Origin of the sequence: Mycobacterium shottsii, assembly GCF_010728525.1 — a bacterium.
Classification (GTDB): Bacteria; Actinomycetota; Actinomycetes; order Mycobacteriales; family Mycobacteriaceae; genus Mycobacterium; species Mycobacterium marinum.
Map to the genome: position 1 here is coordinate 3,652,719 of NZ_AP022572.1, position 21,439 is coordinate 3,674,157.

Genomic DNA, 21,439 nt, shown 5'->3' on the forward strand with positions numbered 1-21,439 from the left:
GCGCCGATTCGCTGAGTAGCTGGAAAGGCGCGTTGTATGGACAGCACCCCAGACGAACTCATCACGGCACTGCGCAAGACACTCAAAGAGAACGAGCGGCTCAAGCGGGAAAACCGTGACCACCTTGCCCAAGCCACAGAGCCCGTCGCGGTGGTCGGCATGGGATGTCGTTACCCGGGTGGCATCGAGACTCCCGAGGGCTTGTGGGAGATGGTGGCCGCCGGACGTGACGTGGTGTCGGATTTCCCGACGGATCGCGGCTGGGATGGAGCGAGTCTGTTCGACCCCGATCCGGACGCGGTGGGCGAGTCATACACCCGCAGCGGTGGATTTCTGACCGACGTCGCTGGTTTTGACGCCGAATTCTTCGGGATAGCGCCCAGCGAAGTGATGGCGATGGATCCCCAGCAGCGACTGTTGCTGGAAGTGTCCTGGGAGGCGTTGGAGCGCACCGGAATCGACCCGACCACGTTGCGCGGATCGCCGACCGGTGTGTTCGTCGGGGTCTTCCACGGCTCGTATGGGGGACAGGGCCGGGTGCCCGGCGACCTCGAGAGATATGGGCTGCGCGGGTCGACGTTGAGTGTGGCGTCGGGCCGAGTGGCCTATGTGCTGGGGTTGGAGGGCCCGGCGGTGTCGGTGGATACCGCGTGTTCGTCCTCACTGGTCGCCTTGCACCTGGCGGTGCAGTCACTGCGGTCGCGAGAGTGCGATTTGGCCCTGGTGGGTGGGGTAACCGTGATGGCCACGCCGGCGATGTTCATCGAATTCAGCCGGCAACGGGCGCTATCCGCCGACGGGCGGTGCAAGGCGTACGCGGGTGCCGCCGACGGGACCGCGTTCTCCGAGGGCGCCGGGGCGCTGGTGCTGGAGCGGCTGACCGATGCACAGCGGTTGGGACATCCGGTGTTGGCCGTGGTGCGGGGTTCGGCGGTCAACCAGGATGGTGCCTCCAACGGGCTCGCGACCCCGAATGGGCCCTCACAGCAGCGAGTGATTCGCGCGGCGCTGGCCAGTGCACGGCTGGGCGTGGCCGATGTGGATGTGGTCGAAGGCCACGGTACCGGGACCACCTTGGGCGATCCCATTGAGGCCCAGGCGATTTTGGCCACCTATGGGCAGGACCGTACCGGGCCCGGCAAAGAGCCCCTGTGGCTGGGCTCGATCAAATCGAACATGGGGCATACCTCTGCCGCGGCCGGGGTAGCCGGAGTCATCAAGATGACGCTGGCGATGCAGCATGGGGTGCTGCCCCAGACGCTGCATGTGGATGTGCCGACGCCGCATGTGGACTGGTCAGCGGGGTCGGTGTCGTTGCTGACCGAGGCGCGCCCGTGGCCGGAAACCGGGCGTGCGCGTAGGGCAGGGATATCTTCGTTCGGGATCAGCGGCACCAACGCTCACGTCATTCTCGAGCAGGCGCCGGCAGCAGAAGAGGTTGCCGCACAGCACAGAACCGATGTCACCCCGTGGTTACTGGCTGCGCGGTCAGCTCCGGCGCTAGTCAACCAGGCACGGCGCCTGGCGCAGTGGGTGAGTGATCGCCCGGATCTCGATGTAGCCGTTGTGGTCTGGTCGCTGGCTACCACCAGGTCGGTGTTCGAACATCGGGCGGTGGTGGTGGGCGCCGACCGGACGCAGCTGATTCAGGGGCTCGCGGGCTTTGTCGACGGTGAGCCAGGCGCCGGTGTTGTCGTGGGTCGTGCCCAGCCAGTAGGCAAGACGGTGTTCGTGTTTCCCGGCCAGGGGTCGCAATGGGTCGGGATGGGCGTCGATCTGCTGGACACCTCGACGGTGTTCGCCGATCAGATGCATCGGTGCGAGAAGGCTCTTGCCGAGCACGTGTCCTGGTCGCTGCTCGATGTCGTGCGGGCGGTGCCGGGTGCTCCGGGGCTGAATCGGGTGGACGTCGTGCAGCCGGTGTTGTGGGCGATCATGGTGTCGCTCGCCGAATTATGGCGTTCCGCAGGGGTGCTTCCCGACGCGGTGATCGGCCATTCGCAAGGCGAGATTGCGGCCGCCTACGTGGCGGGGGCACTGTCCCTCGAGGATGCGGCGCGGGTGGTCGCGCGGCGCAGCCAGCTGCTGGTGCAGCTCTCCGGTGCCGGCGGGATGGTGTCGCTCGCGTGCGGACTGGAACGCTCCCGGCAGCTAGTGGCTCCTTGGAGCGACCGCTTGAGTATTGCCGCGGTAAAAGGCGTTTCAGCGATCGTGCTGTCCGGCGAGGTGGATGCTCTCGATGCCCTGATCGGGCGCTGTGAGGCGGACGACATTCGGGCCCGCAGAATCGACGTCGACTACGCGTCCCATTACGGTCAGGTGGAGGCGATCCGTGCCGAGTTGACCGAGGCACTGGACGGTATCGCGCCCCAATCGACATCGACGGTCTTCATCTCCACAGTCACCGGCGAATTCACCGATACCGCGGGCCTGGACGCCGACTACTGGTATCGCAGCATCCGCCAGACGGTGCAGTTCGAACGGGCTATCCGTACCGCCTTCAACAGCGGGTGCCAAGTCTTCATCGAGTCCAGCCCGCACCCGGTTTTGATGGCCGGAATCGAAGAAACCCTGGCCGGCCAGCAAGACTCCGGCGAAGCGATCGTCATTCCATCGCTGGGGCGCGACGACGGCGGGCTGCAAAGACTCTGGCTATCGGTCGCTCAAGCCCATGTCGCGTGGGTGCGGGTGGACTGGGCCTCGACCATCGGCGCCGGCCGGCGGGTGGCCCTGCCCACCTACGGGTTCCAGCATCGCCGCTTCTGGCTGGGGCAGCTCGATGCCGGTCGCACCGACGTAGGCGGTCTGGGGCAGGCCGGGGCCGCGCATGGCCTGCTGGGCGCGGTGGTGGAGCGGCCCGATTCGCGTGGGGTGGTCTTGACTGGTCAGCTATCGGTGGCCGCGCAGCCATGGTTGGCGGGTCATGCGGTGGCCGGCACGGTGTTGTTCCCGGGGGCGGGCTTTGTCGAGTTGGCGATCCGCGCCGGCGATGAGGTCGGATGCGCGGCAGTGGAAGAACTGACCCTGTCGGCGCCGTTGGTTCTGCCGACCGTCGGCGGAGTGCGGTTACAGGTGGTGGTGGGCCCCGTCGACCAGTCGGATCGCCGGACAGTCGAAGTGTATTCGCGCGGCGAACAGTCATTTTCGGAATGGTCATTACATGCCGAAGGTGTATTGGCGCCGGCGGCGGTTGCTTCAGTGGGGCAGTTGACGGCATGGCCACCGGAGGGCGCGACGGCGCTGGACCTCGGCGGTGTGTACGACCGGCTGGCAGCCCGGGGCTACGAATACGGTCCGGCGTTTCGCGGTCTGCAGGCCGTGTGGCAGTCGGGGGACGAAATCTTCGCTGAGGTGGCCCTCCCCGAAGACACCGGCGCGCAGATCGGCGGATTCGGCATCCACCCAGCGCTTCTCGATGCGGCACTGCATGCGTTGGTGCTGACCGCGGAGCAGGACCAAACGGTGTTGCCGTTCGCGTGGCAATGGGTGTCGTTGCACGCCGCCGGAGCCTCGCGCTGTCGAGTCCGGATAGCGCAATCTCGGTCCGGCTCGGTGGCCATGGAACTCGCCGACTCGGCAGGTCTGCCGGTTTTGACGCTGCGGGACATAGCGTTTCGTCCGGTGTCCGACCAGAAGTCATCGGCGGGCACGGCCGGTGGCGGTGGCTTGTTAGAGGTCGTGTGGTCACCGCTGGCCAGGCCCGGCGCCGACACCGCCGATATACCGGTGACGTTGTGGGACTTGGCCTCCCAGGTCGAACTGCCCGCGGGTGCGGTGGAGTCGACATATGTGGCCACTCATGGCGCGCTGGGCGCATTGCAGTCGTGGCTGACCAGCGACCAACCCGGGGTCTTGGCGGTGGTGACGCACGGCGCGGTAGGACTGGCGGACGAAGACGTGACCGATCTGGCGGGTTCGGCGGTGTGGGGGCTGGTGCGTTCGGCGCAGGCCGAGCATCCCGGTCGCGTCGTACTGGTCGATACCGATGGTTCGGTCGAACTGGGCGCGGTGCTGAATTCCGGTGAGCCGCAGCTGGTGGTGCGTGCGGGCGTGGCCTACCAGGCGCGGTTGAAGCCGGCCGAGTCACTGCTGCGGTTGCCGCAACCGGGCGAGACTTGGCGATTGGTCACCGGCGGCGGCACGTTGGATGACGTGAAGGTGGGCGGCTGTGCGCCGTCGGGGCTGATGACCGGGCAGCTGCGGGTGGCGGTGGCCGCCGTAGGCGTCAATTTCCGGGATGTGGTGGTGGCGTTGGGCATGTATCCCGGTGGAGGCGAGCTAGGGGTTGAGGGCGCCGGGATTGTCACCGAGGTCGGGCCCGGCGTTTCCGGGGTGGCCGTCGGCGACGCGGTCATGGGGCTGCTCGGCGTGGTGGGGCCCGAGGCGGTGGTGGATCACCGCTTGGTGACCGCAGTTCCGCAGGGCTGGTCGCTGCAGACGGCCGCCAGTGTCCCGGTGGTGTTCTTGACGGCTTTCTACGGCTTGCGTGTCCTGGCCGAGGTGCGGTCCGGGCAGAAGCTGTTGGTGCACGCGGCCACCGGTGGGGTGGGCATGGCCGCGGTGCAGCTGGCTCGGCTTTGGGGTCTGGAAGTGTTCGCAACGGCCAGCCCAGGAAAATGGGATACGTTTCGGGCAATGGGTTTTGATGATGACCACATCGCCAACTCGCGCACTCTGGAGTTCGAAGAGAAGTTCCGTGCCGGCACCGGTGGAGCCGGAGTGGACGCGGTGCTCAACTCGCTGGCCGGCGAATTTGTCGACGCATCGCTTCGGCTGTTGGTCCCCGGCGGTCGCTTCATCGAGATGGGTAAGACTGATCTTCGTGACCCACAGGCGATGGCCGAACAGCATCGCGGCGTTGGGTATCGGGCATTTGATCTCATCGAGGCCGGCCCGGACCTGATCGCGCAGATGCTGGCCGAGCTGAGCCGACTGCTTTGCGCCGAAACCCTGACACCGTTGCCGATCAAGACTTTCGACGTGCGGCTGGCTCGGCAGGCGTATCGCTTTGTCAGCCAGGCTCGTCTCATCGGCAAGGTGGTGTTGACACTTCCCGACGAAACCGGTGCGGTACCCGCTGGTGCCCTGGCCGGAGGCACGGTGATCATCACCGGCGGGACGGGCATGGCCGGGACGGCCTTGGCCCGCCATGTGGTGTCCCGTCAAAGGGTGGCCAACGTCATCCTGGTCAGTCGGTCCGGCGCGCAGGCCGAAGGGACCAGCGAGCTGCTCGGCCAATTGCAGGATGCCGGAGCAGAGGCGGCGGTGGTGGCTTGCGATGTCTCCGATCGGGACGCGGTCGCGGAGCTACTAGGGCGTGTCTGCTTAATGTGAATGGTGTTTTGGCTGATGCTGTTTGGGTGATGCGGACGCATGCGATTTCTGATGATTTGTGGTCGCTGATCGTGGCGGTGTTGCCTGCGGGGCGGCGGCGTGGCCGGCCGTGGAACGATCATCGACGTACTCTGGAGGGCATTATCTGGCGTTACCGTACGGGATCTCCGTGGTGTGACCTGCCCGAGCACTTCGGTCCCTGGCAATCGGTGGCCGAGAGGCATCTACGCTGGTCGGTCGATGGCATCTACGCGCGGATCTTCGCGGCGATCGCCTCTGACCTCGACGCCGAGGACGCCGACCTGGGCGCACTGTTGTCGGTCGATTCGACCAGTGTGCGCGCCCACCGACACGCAGCCGGAGCGCGCCCGGGCGCCGCACAGGGGATCTGTCGAATTACAACAAATATCTCGATGAGCCCGATGACCACGCCATTGGGCGTTCCCGCGGCGGGCTGACTACCAAGATCCACGCCTTGACCGACCAGCTGTGCAGTCCGGTCACCCTGGCACTGTCGGCCGGTCAAGCCGGTGATAATCCGATGCTTTGGCCATTGCTGGCCGCCCGGTGCAGCAACTCATACGCCCCGTTTCGCCTGCTGGCGGACAAGGCGTACTCCCATGACTCGACGCGGGCACAGCTGCGCCGGCTCAAGATCGCCCATACCATCCCCGAGCGCAGCGACCAGATCACCCGCCGCAAAGCCAAAGGCCGCAACAGAGGACGGCCTCCGGGGTTCTCAGGCCGAATCTACAAGCACCGTAACACCGTCGAGCGAAGCTTCAACCGGCTCAAACACTGGCGCGCGGTCGCCACCTGCTACGACAAATACGCCCTGACCTACCTCGGCGGTGTCACCCTGGCCGCCATCATAACCTACCACCGCGTCCGCAATTAGCAGACAGGACCTAGCGCAAGTGCCGGCACGCTATCCGCTGCGGGGCGTGATTCACGCGGCGGGAGTGCTCGACGACGGGTTGATCGCTTCACTGACCCCGCAGCGGGTCGATACGGTGCTGCGGGCCAAGATCGACGGCGCCTGGAATCTGCATGAGCTGACCCGCGGCCTCAACTTGTCGACCTTTGTGTTGTTCTCCTCGATGGCCGGGATCATCGGCACCGCCGGACAAGGCAACTATGCGGCGGCCAACAGCTTCCTGGACGGGCTGGCCGTTCACCGGCGCGCGCTCGGCCTGCCGGGTGTGTCGGTGGCTTGGGGCCTTTGGGAACAAGCCAGCGCGATGACTCGCCATCTTGGTGAGCGCGACAAAGCGCGCATGAGCCGGGTGGGGCTGGCAACGTTGTCAACCGAACATGCCCTCGAGCTATTCGACGCCGCGGTGGTGGCCGACCGCGCCGTTGTGGTGGCCACCCGGCTGGACGCCAACGCGCTCACGTCCAACAGCGCTGCGCTACCGCCGCTGTTGGGCGAGTTGGCCGCTCGCCCCAAGAGACGAGTGATCAGCGACGCCGATGCCGGCGATAACATAGCGGCGGCAACGGGCCTGGTGGCCAGACTGCACGGGCTCAGTGCCGAGCAGCGTCAACGCGAACTCGTCGATGTCGTGCGCAGCAACGCCGCTACCGTGCTGGGGCGCTCCAGCACCGCCGACATTAACGCCCATCGCGCCTTCCAGGAGTTGGGATTTGACTCACTGACGGCCGTCGAGCTGCGCAACCGGCTCAAAACCGCCACCTGGCTGACTCTTTCGCCCACGCTGATCTTCGACTACCCAAGCCCCGCAGCCCTGGCCGAACATCTCGGCATCCGTTTGGCCACCGCCACGGCGCAACCCGATCTGATGCGCCGATTCGACGACCTCGCCCGCGAACTCGACAAGCTGATCAACCGACCCGACTGGACCCACGAGGACAAGGGCAAGTTGTCCGGCCGCCTACACGACATCCTGGCCGACCTGTCCGCCGATGACGACATCACCACTGCCAGCGAAAGCCAGCTCTTCGCCATTCTCGACGAAGAACTCGGCTCCTGAAGCCTCTACGAGGAGCAATCTTGACGGAAACCACCAAGCATGTTGATTACCTCAAACGCCTGACCGCGGATCTGCGGCGCACCCGCCGGCGGGTCGCGGAGTTGGAAGACAAGCTCTCCGAGCCGGTGGCGCTGGTTGGCATGGGCTGCCGGTATCCCGGGGGAGCGGATTCTCCGGAATCGTTGTGGGAGATGCTGACTCAAGGCCGCGATGCCGTCTCGGAGTTTCCCACCGATCGGGGCTGGGATATCGACGCAATGTTCGATCCGGACCCGGACGCGCGCGGCAAGACCTACACACGGCGGGGCGGATTCCTGGCGGATGCCGGAGACTTCGACGCCGGCTTTTTCGGCGTTGGTCCCAACGAGGCCTTGGCGATGGATCCGCAGCAGCGGCTGATGCTGGAAGTCTCGTGGGAGGCTTTGGAGCGCAGCGGGATTGATCCGACCACGTTGCGCGGCTCCGCGACCGGGGTATTCGTCGGAGTGATTCACGCCGGTTATGGCGGCGAAGTCAAAGGCTAGCTGGAATGATACGGGCTCACCGGTTCGACATTGAGTGTCGCCTCGGGTCGGGTGGCGTATGTGCTGGGGTTGGAGGGGCCGGCGGTGTCGGTGGATACCGCGTGTTCCTCGTCCTTGGTGGCGCTTCATCTGGCGGCGCAGTCATTGCGTTCGCGAGAGTGCGATCTCGAGCTGGTCGGCGGGGTGACAGTGATGGCGACCCCCGCGGCATTTGTGGAGTTCAGCCGGCAGCGAGCGCTGGCCGCCGACGGGTTGTGTAAGGCGTATGCGGGTGCCGCCGACGGCACCACCTGGTCGGAGGGGGCCGGGGTGCTGGTGGTGGAGCGACTGGCCGACGCACAGCGGTTGGGTCACCCGGTGCTGGCAGTCGTGCGGGGCTCGGCGGTCAATCAGGACGGCGCCTCCAACGGTTTGACAGCACCGAATGGGCCGTCACCGCAACGGGTGATTAGGGCGGCACTGGCCAGCGCTCGGCTGGGGGTGGCCGACGTGGACGTGGTCGAAGGCCACGGCACCGGAACCGTACTGGGGGATCCGATTGAGGCCCAGGCGATTTTGGCCACCTATGGACAGGACCGCGCCGAGCCCCTGTGGCTGGGCTCGATCAAATCCAATATCGGACACACCTCCGCGGCGGCGGGCGTGGCCGGGCTGATCAAGATGGTGTTGGCGATGCAACATGGTGTGCTGCCCCAGACGCTGCACGTGGATGTGCCGACGCCGCAAGTGGATTGGTCGGCGGGGGCGGTTTCACTTCTGACCGAGTCACGGCCATGGCCGGATGTGGGGCGCCCCAGGCGCGCGGGGGTTTCCTCCTTCGGGATCAGCGGAACCAATGCGCATGTGATCCTCGAACAAGCCCCCACCGCCGAACACGATCTCGCCGAGCCTGATCGCGGCGCCTCAACCGTGCCGTGGGTGTTGTCGGCGCGTTCAGCACCGGCGTTGGCGAACCAAGCGCAACGGTTGTTGTCCTGGGCCGAAGAGCATCCAGATCTCGACCCGGTGGATGTGGGCTGGTCGCTGGCCGCAACCCGCTCGCTGTTCGAGCATCGGGCGGTGGTGGTGGGCACCGACCGCGTGCAGTTGATGGACGGGCTTGCCGGTGTGGTCGCCGGCGAGCACGGCGCGGGCGTCGTGGTGGGCCGCGCGCGATCGACCGGCAAGACGGTGTTCGTGTTCCCCGGCCAAGGCGCCCAATACCTGGGCATGGGACGCGTTCTGTATGAGCGGTTTTCGGCGTTCAGCACGGCATTCGACGCGGCCGCGGCGGAGTTGGATGCGCACCTGCGGCTACCGCTACGGCAGGTCATGTGGGGCACCGATGAGGGGTTGCTGGAAAGTACAGAGTTCGCGCAGCCTGCGCTGTTCGCGGTGGAGGTCGCGCTCGCTGCCTTGCTGTCACAGCTGGGAGTCGTGCCCGATCTAGTGCTCGGGCATTCGGTTGGCGAGATCTCGGCGGCCCATATTGCGGGTGTCCTGTCCCTATCCGATGCGGCACGGCTGGTGGCGGCCAGGGGCCGGCTGATGGCTGGGCTAGCGGCGGGTGGGGCGATGGTCGCGGTTGCCGCGTCCGAACAGGAGGTGACGCCGCTGCTGGGGTCCGGGGTTGCGGTGGCGGCGGTCAATGGGCCTGAATCGGTGGTGATTTCAGGCCCGGAAGCCGCCGTCGGCGAGGTGGTGGATCGGATTGCGGCACTGGGACGACGGACGCATCGGCTGGCCGTCTCGCACGCGTTTCACTCGGAGTTGATGGACCCGATGCTGCTGGACTTCGCCGAGGTGTTGAAGGGTGTCTCGGCGAGCCAGCCGCGGATCAGCCTGGTATCCAACGTTACCGGCCAGCTGGCCGACGCAGGCTACGGATCGGCAGCGTACTGGGTAGAGCATGTACGCAAGCCGGTGCGCTTCGCAGACAGTGTGGCGTTGGCCGAGTCATTGGGCGCCGCCGCCTTCGTCGAGGTGGGGCCCAGCGGCGGCTTGACGGCGTTGGTCGAGCAGTCGTTGACTCGTGAGACGCCGGCGGTCCCGCTGCTGATCAAGGACCGCCCCGAGAACGACGCGCTGCTCCTCGGGCTAGGTCAATTGTTCGCCGATGGTAGAGCTTTGGACTGGCGTGAGGCGTTTGCGGGCTTGGGCGCACAGCGCACGGACCTACCCACCTATGGCTTTGTGCGGCGTCGCTACTGGCTCAAGGAGCTGGGCGTTGACCAGACCAAGCTCACCGGCGCTGGTCTGACAGGTGTCGGTCACCCGCTACTGGGGGCGGTGGTGGAGCGTCCCGATGTGGGTGGACTGGTGCTGACTGGCGTGTTGTCACCAGAACTGCACCCGTGGCTACGCGATCACACGGTGGACGGGGTGGTGCTGTTTCCGGGCGCCGGATTTGTGGAGCTGGCGCTGCGGGCGGGCGATGAGGTCGGCTGCCCGCTGGTACAGGAGTTGACCTTGCTGGCACCGCTGGCGCTGCCGCAGACCGGCACGGTGCGGATACAGTTGGTCGTCGGCGGCGCCGATGAATCGGGCCGGCGGACCGTGTCGGTGTTTTCGTCGACTGCGGATGGCGATTCGTGGGTGCTGCATGCCGAAGGCGTGCTGCGCGCCAGCGGCGTCGGCCATGGTGCCGACCTGTCGGTGTGGCCGCCGGTGGGCGCATCCGCTGTGGATGTGAGTGACGTCTACGACCGATTCGCCGCCCGTGGTTATGGCTACGGACCGGCATTTCGCGGGTTGCGCTCGGTGTGGCGGCGGGGGCGCGAAATCTATGCGGAGGTGGTCGCTCCCGAGGATGCGACGGTGCAGGGCTTCGGGATCCATCCGGCGGTCCTGGATGCCGCCCTGCATGCCTGGGGGTTCGCCACCGCGACCGATCAATTGATGCTGCCGTTCTCCTGGCAGGGGGTGTCGCTGCATGCGGCGGGGGCGGCGCGGCTGCGGGTACGCATCACCCCGGCGGATGCGGGGTCGGTGTCGTTGTAGCTGGCCGACCCGCGCGGACTGCCGGTGCTATCGGTCAAACAGTTGGTAGTTCGCGCCGTTTCTGGTGAGGCGTTGTCGGCGGCCGTGATTGCGGCCGGAGGCACCATCAGCGGCCGGCTGCTCGAGGTTGCGTGGTCTCCGACATCACCGGAACTCAGCGCGAGCGACTCGGCTCGGGACGTGGTGGTGTGGGAGTCCGGCTCTGCCGACGGTGACGTCGCCGTCGGCCAGCGGGTGAACGAGGCGCTGGCGAAGCTGCAGTCGTGGTTGGCAGGCGATGATCCCGGCGTTCTGGTTGTGCTGACCCGGGGCGCGGTGGGCCTGGCCGGCGAAGGTGTTACCGATTTGGCGGGCGCGGCGGTGTGGGGTCTGACGCGCTCTGCGCACGCGGAGCATCCGGGGCGCGTCGTACTGGTGGACACCGATGATTCGGTGGACATTGCCGATGCCGTCGCTTGCGGGGAGCCGCAATTGGTGGTGCGCTCCGGTGTCGTACATGGGGCCGGTTGAGATTCATCGATTCCGGATCAGGGCTGGAACTGCCGGAAGGGCCGTGGCGGTTGGCCGTTGGCGGTGGGGGAACGCTCGAGGATGTGCTGGTGCAGCCGTGTCCTCGAGTGGACCTGGCCGCCGGCCAGGTGCGGGTCGCGGTCGGTGCGGCCGGGGTGAATTTCCGGGACGTGCTGGTGGCGTTGGGGATGTATCCCGGCGGTGGGGCGTTGGGTGCCGAGGGCGCCGGCGTGGTCGTCGAGGTTGGCCCCGGAGTGGAGGGCCTGGCCGTTGGCGATGCGGTGATGGGTTTGGTGGGTGTCGTGGGCTCTGAAGCGGTGGTGGATGAGCGGTTGGTGACGACGGTTCCTGCTGGATGGTCGTTGGCCCAGGCCGCAGGTGTACCGGTGGTGTTCCTCACGGCGTTCTACGGGTTGTCGGTGTTGGCCGGTCTCAAAGCCGGCGAGCGGGTACTGATACACGCAGGCGCCAGCGGAGTCGGTATGGCCGCGGTGGCGCTGGCAAAGTATTGGGGCGCCGAGATTTTCGTGACCGCTAGCCGTCGCAAATGGGATACGTTGCGGGCAATGGGCTTTGATGACGAGCACATTGGTGATTCACGCTCGCTGGAGTTCGAGGAGAAGTTCCGCAAGACCAGCGGCGGCGCCGGGGTGGATGTGGTGCTCAACTCGCTGGCCGGTGAGTTCACCGACGCGTCACTGCGATTGTTGGTTTCCGGCGGACGATTCATCGAGATGGGCAAGACCGACCTGCGCGACCCACAAGCCGTTGCCGACGAGTACCCGGGGGTGAGCTACCGGGCGTTCGACCTGATGGAGGCGGGCCCGGACGCGATCGCGCGGATGCTTTCCGAGGTCGTCGGACTGCTTCAGGAAGGAATTCTAAAAGCACCGCCGCTCAAGCTGTTTGATGTTCGGTCGGCCCAGCAGGCCTACCGCTACGTCAGTCAGGCCCGCCACATCGGAAAGGTGGTCTTGACCCTGCCGCAGGGACCGGCCGCGCAATCGGTGTTGTCCGGAGGGACCGTGTTGATCACCGGCGGCACCGGGATGGCCGGGGCAGCAGTGGCCCGGCATCTGGTGCAGCGCTATGGTGTGGGCCACGTCGTGCTAGTCAGCCGGGCTGGAACGCAGGCGCCGGGAATCGCGGATCTGGTTGCCGAACTGCAGCAGGGCGGCGCCCAGGTGTCGGTGACCGCCTGCGATGTGGCTGACCGCGATGCGGTCGCGGCGCTGCTGGAGCAGCTGCCGGACCGCTACCCGCTCAAGGGGATATTCCATGCGGCCGGTGTGCTCGACGACGCGGTGCTCGCCTCCTTGACACCGGATCGGGTGGAGCCGGTGCTGCGGGCCAAGGCAGCCGGAGCCTGGAATCTGCATGAACTGACCCACGGCATGGATCTGGCGGCATTTGTCATGTTCTCGTCGCTAGCCGGCATCGCAGGGGCCCCCGGTCAGGGCAACTACGCCGCTGCCAACGCGTTCTTGGACGGTCTCGCCGCCTACCGGCGCGGCCAGGACCTACCCGCTGTCTCGATCGCTTGGGGACTGTGGGAACAACCCAGCACCATGACACAACACCTGGGGGATCGGGACCTGGCCCGGATGAGGCAGGTCGGACTCGATCCGCTTAGCACCGAACATGCCTTGCACCTGCTGGATGCCGCGCTGCTCGGCGAGCGCCCCGGGGTGGTGGCTGCCCAGCTCAATGTCGCTGCGCTGAGCGCCAACCCGGAGGTTCCCCCGATCTGGCGTGACTTGGTCACTCGCTCGGTGCGCCGCGCCGTCGACGCCAACGACAAGAGTGCCTCGATGACGGCTCTGATCAGCCGCCTGCACACCCTGAGCCCCGAACAACGTAGCCGCGAACTTGTCGACATGATCTGCACCAACGCCGCCACCCTTCTCGGGAACGCCAGCGTCGATATCGATGCCAACAAGCCGTTCCAGGACGTTGGCTTCGACTCCCTGACTGCCGTGGAGCTACGGAACCGCCTCAAAAGCTCGACCGGACTGACACTTTCGCCCACGTTGATCTTCGACTACCCAACCCCGGCGGCACTGGCCGAACACCTCAGCACCCAACTCAGCTCGCTCTCACCCGCCGCCGCCGATGAACAGCCGAACCGGCTGGCTCGGTTCGATGCGGTGGCCCGCGAACTCGACAGCATGATCAACGAGCCCGACTGGACTGCCGAAGACAGGGAACGGGTGTCGAATCGGCTCCACGGCCTGCTGGCCGACTTGACATCCCCGCAGTCGAGGGGGGAAGACCACAGCCACGATGATGGCATCAGCTCCGCCAGCGAAAGCGAACTCTTTGCCATCCTGGACGAGGAACTAGGACCGTAGGCGTGATGTCGCGGGCGACGAGTCTGCGCCGGCAGCATGGCGACGGCGATCAAGAGTTCGCATCGGCTGTGGCGATTATCGGAGTGGCATGCAGGTTTCCCGGTGCGGCCAACCCCGGTGAGTTCTGGGAACTGGTGTCTGAGGGGCACGAAGTCGCCAAACCCATTGACCATGTCGGCGACTTCGATGCCGAATTTTTCAATGTCTCACCGCGCGAGGCGGCGGCGATGGACCCACGGCAGCGACTCGCCCTGGAACTGGCATGGGAACTATTCGAAGACGCCCGCATCGTTGCGGAATCAGTGCGCGGCGAGCCCATCGCCGTCTACCTCGGGGCAATGAACGACGACTATGCGTTGCTGACTCTGGACCAGGCCCCGGACAAGCTCGATCACTACTCGTTCGCCGGGGCCAGTCGGGGGATGATCGCCAACCGGGTTTCCTACGGTTTCGCCCTGCACGGTCCCAGCATGACCGTCGATTGTGGGCAGTCTTCCTCGCTGGTCGCGGTGCACCTGGCCCGCGAATACCTGCGCGGCGCAGGTGGTGCCACGATGGCGATCGCGGGCGGCACTCACCTCAACCTGGCGAGCGAAACCGGCCGGCTGGAAACAGAGTTCGGGGCTGTGTCGGCCTCTGGCCGCACCTACGCATTCGACGCACGAGCCGACGGCTACGTGCGCAGCGAGGGCGGCGGGCTGGTGCTGCTCAAGCCATTGCGCGCCGCGCTCGAGGACGGAAACAGAATTCGCGCAGTAATTCTGGGCGCCGCCGTGGGCAGCGCTGGGCACACGGCGGGTGGACTGGCAGCCCCCTCGGCCGTCGCGGAAGCTGACGTGATGCGGCGGGCGATGGCCAGCGCCGGCGTAGATCCCAACCAGATCGACTACGTCGAGGCACATGGAACCGGCACGCGAATCGGCGACACCACAGAGGCCCGGGCGCTGAGCGAGGTCTTTGCCACACGCGAGACCCCGGTGTGGCTGGGGTCGGTGAAGTCCAATATCGGCCACACCGGCGCCGCTGCCGGAGTCGCGGGCCTGATCAAGACGGTGCTCTCGCTGGAGAATGGCGCAATACCGGCCAGTCTCAACTACGTTGGCGGCAGCGCCGGGACAGACATGGAAAGCCATGGCCTGCGTGTCAGTACCACACTCACACCCTGGCCGCGCGGAGCCGGGCCCCGCCGGGCCGGGGTGTCGTCGTTCGGCATGGGCGGCACCAATGCGCATGTGATCGTGCAACAGGCTCCGATCCCGCAAGAGGCCGTGGCGGACCCCGACGGTACGGAAGCTACCGTGCCGTGGTTGGTTTTGGCGCGTTCTCGGGCGGCGTTGGCGGGGCAGGCGCAGCGGTTGGCTGCGTGGGTGGCCGAGCGGCCCTCGATCGATGTGGCCGATGTCGGCTGGTCGCTGCTGTCGACGCGGTCCGTGTTCGAGCATCGGGCGGTGCTGGTGGGCGGTGATCGCGGCGGGTTCATGGCGGGGTTGGCGGCTTTAGCCTCAGGCGAACCGGGGGTCAACCTGGTCGCCGGACGTGGCGGCTCGGGGGGCAAGACCGTTCTGGTCTTTCCGGGACAGGGGTCGCAGTGGTTGGGCATGGGCCGGGATCTCTATGGCCGGTTCTCCGCGTTCGCCAAGGCTTTTGACGCGGTGGCTGACGCGTTGGACGAACACCTTCGCTTTCCGTTGCGAGAAGTGATCTGGGGTGCGGATGCGTCGCTGCTCGAGGGCACCGAGTTCGCTCAACCCGCGCTATTCGCCCTGGAAGTCGCGTTGGCGGCGTTGTTGCAGGCCTGGGGCGTGGTCGCCGATCTCGTCATGGGCCATTCGGTCGGAGAGATCTCTGCGGCTCACGTGGCCGGGGTGCTATCGCTGACGGACGCGGCGCGACTGGTGTTGGCGCGGGGTCGGTTGATGGCGCAGCTGCCGCCCGGCGGGGTGATGGTGGCGGTAACGGCCAGCGCGGCACAGGTGGCGCCGATGCTGGAGGAAGGCGTCAGTATCGCCGCGGTCAACGGGCCGGATTCGGTGGTGATTTCGGGCCCGGAGGCCGCGACAGCCGTGGTAGCGGATCGGCTGACGGGCTAGGGTTGTCGGGAGCACCGGTTGGCGGTCTCACATGCATTCCATTCGGCGTTGATGGAGCCGATGATGGCGCAGTTCGGCGCCACGATCAGCGGTATCGTCGCCCACGAGCCCCGGATTGCCCTGGTGTCCAACATGACTGGGCAGCTGGCTGCGGCGGGGTACGGAACCGCCAGCTACTGGGTCGAGCATGTGCGCAAACCCGTCCGGTTCGCCGACGGCGTGGCCTTGGCCGAATCATTGGGCGCCGCGACATTCCTCGAAACCGGGCCGAGCGCAGGCCTGGGTACATCGGTTGCGTTGCTGGCCAAGGGCCGTCCGGAAGTCGAATCCCTACTCACCGCGATGGGCCAGTTGTACGTCGACGGTGCGGACCTGGACTGGCGGGCGGCGTTCTCCGGTCTGCGCGCCCGGACGGTTACTCTGCCCACATATAGCTTCGCGCGGCAGCGGTTTTGGTTGGGTGAAGGCGCTGGCGGGAAGGCCGATAGCAGCGACGAGTCAGGGCTGCGGCCGCGTTTGGACAGCGTGGATTCCAAGGAGCGCTTTTGTCAGCTGGTTGATCTGGTGTGCCTACACGCGGCGATCGTCACCGGCCACTCGAACAGCCACCAGATCGACGCGGAACGTGCCTTCCAAGATCTTGGGTTTGAGTCGATGACCGGGGTGGAACTGCGCAATCGGTTGCGTGCCGCAACCGGCTTAGCGCTGTCTCGAACCATCATTTTTGACTATCCGACGCCAATGGCGCTGGCCCGGCACCTTTATGAACAGCTGTCCGGTGGCAATCACGAAGAATCAGACGACGACAAGATCTGGTCGGTCCTGCGAACCATTCCCGTTCGTGAGCTCAGGCGAAGCGGCATGCTGGACAAGTTATTGCTGTTGGCCGGCCAGGACGAAAGCCCGGCACCCGATGCAGCTGTCAGCGACGATGTCATCGACTCGCTGAGTCCCGAGGCGCTCGTTGCGATGGCGCTCGACTCCGAAGACGACGACCCTGACTGACGAATTTGCACCGCACAGCACAAATTACGCGGCATTGCTGGTCGCATATACGACATGTGTTGAATACGTGCGACTTTGCGAGACCCCGCAGATCCGCCTAAACTTCAGTATCGCTACGGGTGGGCTGGCCGATAAGTAATTGAGGGCAGAGCAATGAGTGTTATCGCAGGTGTGTTTGGTGCGTTACCACCGCATCGTTATAGCCAAAGTGAGATCACCGAGTCGTTTCTCGAGTTCCCCGGCCTGAAGGAACATGAAGAGATTGTTCGGCGCATGCATGCCGCGGCGAAGGTCAACAGCCGCCAATTTGTTTTGCCACTCGAGCAATACCCGGCGCTGACCGACTTCGGCGATGCAAACGAGATCTTCATCGAAAAAGCCGTGGATCTTGGCGTTGAGGCCCTGATGGGCGCGCTTGACGAGGCGGGATTGACGCCTCAGGACATCGACCTGATCATCACCACGACGGTCACCGGAGTCGCGGTCCCGTCGCTGGATGCCCGGATTGCCGGCCGCCTCGGACTGCGCCCCGACGTACGCCGTATGCCGCTTTTCGGCCTGGGGTGCGTGGCGGGTGCGGCCGGGGTGGCGCGCCTGCATGACTACCTGCGGGGTGCGCCCGACGGCGTCGCGGTGCTGATCGCTGTCGAGTTGTGCTCGCTCACTTATCCCGCCGTCACACCCACCGTGTCGGGCATCGTGGGGACCGCGTTGTTTGGCGACGGCGCAGCGGCCGTGGTCGCTGTCGGCGACCGGCGCGCGGAACAGATTCGTGCCGGCGGCCCTGACATCCTCGACTCGCGCAGCCGCCTGTACCCGGAGTCGCTGGACATCATGGGCTGGGATGTTGGGTCTCACGGGCTGCAGCTGAGGCTGGCTCCGGAACTGACGAATCTGATCGAGGAATACCTGCCAGACGACGTTGACGCCTTCTTGGCCATGCACGATCTGACCAAGAACGACATCGGTGCATGGGTGAGTCACCCGGGCGGACCCAAGGTCCTCGACGCGATCACCAACAGCCTCGGGTTGCCCTCGGATGCCCTCGAGCTGACGTGGCGCTCATTGGGCGAAATCGGCAACCTTTCCTCGGCGTCGGTGTTGCACATTCTGCGTGACACCATCGCCAAAGTTCCGCCCAGCGGCAGCCCGGGTCTGATGCTGGCCATGGGTCCCGGATTCTGCGCGGAGCTGGTGTTACTGCGCTGGCACTGAGTCGACGAATTCGACTTTCAACCCCGGTTTGGGGGCCAGTGCCGCAAAATTGGCCGCGCGGATGCGCTGAGCGGGCAACCTAAGCCTGGTGCGCGCGACTAGCCGGGCGAGCACCACCACCAGCTCGGTGGTGGCCATGGCCGCCCCGATACAGCGGTGCAGTCCGCCGCTGAACGGGATGAACTCATGAGGCGCGGGCTTGCCGTAGTCCGGTGCGGCGGGATCCCAGCGTTGCGGGAGAAACTGTGTGGGATTCGGCCATACTTCGGGGATTCGATGGGTCACGTATGCGCTGAAGATCAGCAGTCGTCCCGAGTTGATCCGGTGCCCGTCGAACCAGAGGTCGCGGATCAGCCGGCGCGCCGAGACGACTCCCGGTGAGTAGAGCCGAAGCGTTTCGTGCACAACGCCATTGAGGTAGGTGAGAGCGCCGAGGGTCTCGGCGCTGGGCGCGGTGCCGCCGAGCACCCGGGCAACCTCGCGGGCCGCCGTCTCCCAGGCGCCGGGCAACGTGAGCAAGGTGTAGGTGGCCCACGCCAGCGCACCGCTGGTGGTCTCGTAGCCGGCCGCGATGAGCGAAACGATGGAGTCGCGAATCTCGTTGTCGCTCAACGCGCAGCCTTCTTCGGAACGGCCGTTGATCAGTGCGGTCAGCATGCGGTCGTCGGGGCTGGGCCCCGCGCGAGCGTTGGCGATTTCAGCATCGATCAGTTCGTCGATGCGGGTGCGCGCGGCCATCGCCCGCCGCCAACCCGGTGAGTTGAGCCGCTGCTGTAGTTGCATCACCTGGGGCAGCCGGTGGGTCAGGTCGATCAGAGGCTGCAGTTGTCGGCCCAGATAGTCCGAATGGGAGGCCAGCCGTGGGCCGAACAGGCTCTCGGTCGTGCTGCGGCACACCGCGCAACGAAACTCCTGGTAAATGTCCAGTGGTTGCCCTGGCCGCCAGCTGTCGATGACGTTGTCGATGGTGGACACCATGGTGGCGCCATAGTCCTGCACGCTTCGGTGTCGCAATCCGGGCGCCACGATGCTGCGGCGACGGCGGTGATCCTCGCCGTCGCTGACGATCAGTGCGGTCGGTCCATCGACGGGCACCAGGCTCTCGAACGTCTCGCGCCAGCTGAACGCGTCGGCATTGGCGAACACGAACCTGTTCGCCTCGGGGCCCAGCAGATAGACGAAACCTTGGCGCCCGACTCCCGCGTCGATGAATGCACCACGGCGCCGATACAGCGCCAGCAGTGCCTCCCCGGGACGGTAGGGCACCGTCCGGTAGGTGCTCATTCAAGTGTCTCGGAGAGTTTGAGCCAACGCTCCTCGGTCGCGACAACCTCGTCTTCTAGCGCCCGCAGCTGCTGGGTCAGCTCGGTGATCCCGACGTGATCGGACTGGTCGTATTCGGCGAGTTCGGTGTGCTTTGCCGCGATGCGTTCGGCCAGACGGGCGAGTTGGCGGTCGAGTGCGGTCAACTCTTTCTCGGCGGCCCGGCGCTGAGCGCCCGACATCGCCTGTGCTGGCGCGGCCGGTTCTTGGCTGGCCTTGGCCGCCGGACGTGCCGCCATTTGCAGGTATTCGTCGATGCCGCCCGGCAGGTGGCGCAGCTGGCCGTCCAGGATCGCGTACTGCTGATCGGTGACTCGTTCGAGCAGATAGCGGTCGTGCGAGACGACGATCAGGGTGCCGGCCCAGGAGTCGAGTAGGTCCTCGGCGGCGGTCAGCATGTCGGTATCGACGTCGTTGGTCGGCTCGTCGAGAAGTAGCACGTTGGGTTCCGACAGCAGGGTGAGCATCAGCTGCAACCGCCGCCGCTGCCCGCCGGAGAGTTCGCTGACTCGCGCGGACAGTTGCCCCTTGGCGAAGCCCAGGCGTTCCAGCAACTGTGTCGGGGTGACTTCGCGCCCGTCGACCTGGTAGTCGGCGCGCAGCCGGCCCAACACATCGGCGATCCGGTCTTCGGCGGCCGAGGCCAGCGCGTCGCCCTGCTGATCAAGCACGGCGATCCGGACGGTCTTGCCGCGCTTGACGCGACCCGAGTCGGGTTGGATGGTCCCGGCGATCAGCCCCAGCAGGGTGGACTTTCCGGCGCCGTTGGCGCCGACGATGCCGGTGCGCTCACCCGGGCCGATCCGCCACTCGACCTCACGCAGCACCGGGCGGTCACCGTAGGACACCGACACGTCGAGTAGATCGATGACGTCCTTGCCCAGCCCGGCGGTGGCGAGCTTGGCCAGTTCGACGGTGTTGCGCAGCGGCGGCACGTCGGCGATCAGTTGATTTGCGGCCTCGATCCGGAACTTCGGTTTAGAGGTTCGCGCTGGCGGGCCGCGCCGCAACCAGGCCAATTCTTTGCGCATCAGGTTCTGCCGCTTGGCTTCGGCCGTGGCCGCCAGCCGGTCGCGTTCTACTCGCTGCAGCACGTAGGCCGCGTAACCGCCTTCAAAGGGCTCCACGATTCCGTCGTGAACTTCCCAGGTGGTGGTGGCGATCTCGTCGAGAAACCAGCGGTCGTGGGTGACCAGCAGCAGTCCGCCGGTGTTGCGCGCCCAGCGTTGTTGGAGGTGGCTGGCCAGCCAGGTGATTCCTTCGATGTCGAGGTGGTTGGTGGGCTCGTCTAGGGCGATCACATCCCAGTCGCCGATCAGGAGGCGGGCCAGCTGCACACGCCGGCGCTGGCCGCCGCTGAGCGTGCCAACCTTGGCGTGCCAGCCAATGTCGGATACCAGGCCGCTGACCACGTCGCGGATGCGCGCGTTGCCGGCCCACTGGTGTTCGGGCTGGTCCCCGACAAGTGTCCAACCGACGGTATGGCTCGGGTCCAGGTTGTCGCTTTGGCTGCCCGCGCCGATACGCAAGCCACTGCGTCGGGTCACCCGGCCGGAGTCCGGTTGCAGTCCTCCGGTGAGCAGCCCCAGCAGACTGGACTTGCCGTCCCCATTTCGACCGACGATCCCGATGCGTGCGCCATCGTTGACGCCCAATGTCACCGAGTCGAATATCACCTGAGTCGGATATGCCAGGTGTATGGACTCGGCCCCGAGTAGGTGTGCCACCGGCCCAAAACTACCGGCGAGGATGCCGGCGGCTTGCGTTCGGTCGCCTACCCAACATCGGTCACCCCGCCGACCGGGGGATGTGCTCGCCGAGAAGGTGCCCGTCGGGGATTTGCTGGGTAGGTCTTGCGCGACACGTCGGCCGATGGGTCTGGGTGGGTGAGTGAACGTCGCTTCTTCGCCGAGACGGCAACCTGTTACGTCAGCGTGGTTGGGTGACTGGTCGAAGGGATCCTCGGCGGTGGCGACGGGGGAGCGGGCACCTTCCCATTATACCCAGTACAGGTATCTGGTATAGCCGAGTTGTGGCGCCGCGCCGTGACGCCTCCGGTTTTCGCTCGAAAGAACCACGTCAACAGCTCGTATTCGGGGCATGCTGCCGCGCTG

At 66.1% G+C, this 21,439-nt stretch carries 3 protein-coding genes and 5 pseudogenes; 6 read left to right on the forward strand and 2 right to left on the reverse strand.

The window, feature by feature from the left end; all coding sequences use genetic code 11:
- Positions 1-36: 36 nt before the first annotated feature.
- The 6 genes and pseudogenes from G6N41_RS16820 to G6N41_RS16845 form a co-directional block, all read left to right on the forward strand.
- Positions 37-5,313: pseudogene (locus G6N41_RS16820) on the forward strand (acyltransferase domain-containing protein); the annotation flags it as partial.
- Between the two features lie 47 nt (positions 5,314-5,360).
- Positions 5,361-6,232, forward strand: a pseudogene (locus G6N41_RS16825) (IS5 family transposase).
- A gap of 10 nt (positions 6,233-6,242) precedes the next feature.
- Positions 6,243-7,328 (forward strand): annotated as a pseudogene (locus tag G6N41_RS16830) (beta-ketoacyl reductase); the annotation flags it as partial.
- 20 nt (positions 7,329-7,348) lie between these two features.
- A pseudogene (locus G6N41_RS16835) lies at positions 7,349-13,692 on the forward strand (SDR family NAD(P)-dependent oxidoreductase).
- 5 nt (positions 13,693-13,697) lie between these two features.
- Positions 13,698-16,787: pseudogene (locus G6N41_RS16840) on the forward strand (type I polyketide synthase).
- A 153-nt stretch (positions 16,788-16,940) separates the two neighbouring features.
- On the forward strand, positions 16,941-18,002 hold the full coding sequence (locus G6N41_RS16845) for a type III polyketide synthase (RefSeq protein WP_198965186.1): 1,062 nt from the start codon (positions 16,941-16,943) through the stop codon (positions 18,000-18,002).
- Here G6N41_RS16845 and G6N41_RS16850 read toward each other — a convergent pair.
- Both G6N41_RS16850 and G6N41_RS16855 read right to left on the reverse strand, forming a co-directional pair.
- Complete coding sequence (locus G6N41_RS16850; protein WP_198967897.1) at positions 17,985-19,268, reverse strand: cytochrome P450; 1,284 nt, start codon at positions 19,266-19,268, stop codon at positions 17,985-17,987. The two genes, G6N41_RS16845 and G6N41_RS16850, sit on opposite strands and share 18 nt — an antisense overlap.
- 14 nt (positions 19,269-19,282) lie before the next feature.
- Positions 19,283-21,052 carry an ABC-F family ATP-binding cassette domain-containing protein gene (locus G6N41_RS16855; protein ID WP_198965187.1) on the reverse strand — a complete coding sequence of 590 codons (1,770 nt, stop codon included), beginning with the start codon at positions 21,050-21,052 and terminating at the stop codon, positions 19,283-19,285.
- Positions 21,053-21,439 lie beyond the last annotated feature (387 nt).

Excerpts from the sequence above, each read along its gene's own strand:
- G6N41_RS16845 (WP_198965186.1), top strand. The coding sequence starts at position 16,941 with ATGAGTGTTATCGCAGGTGTGTTTGGTGCGTTACCACCGCATCGTTAT.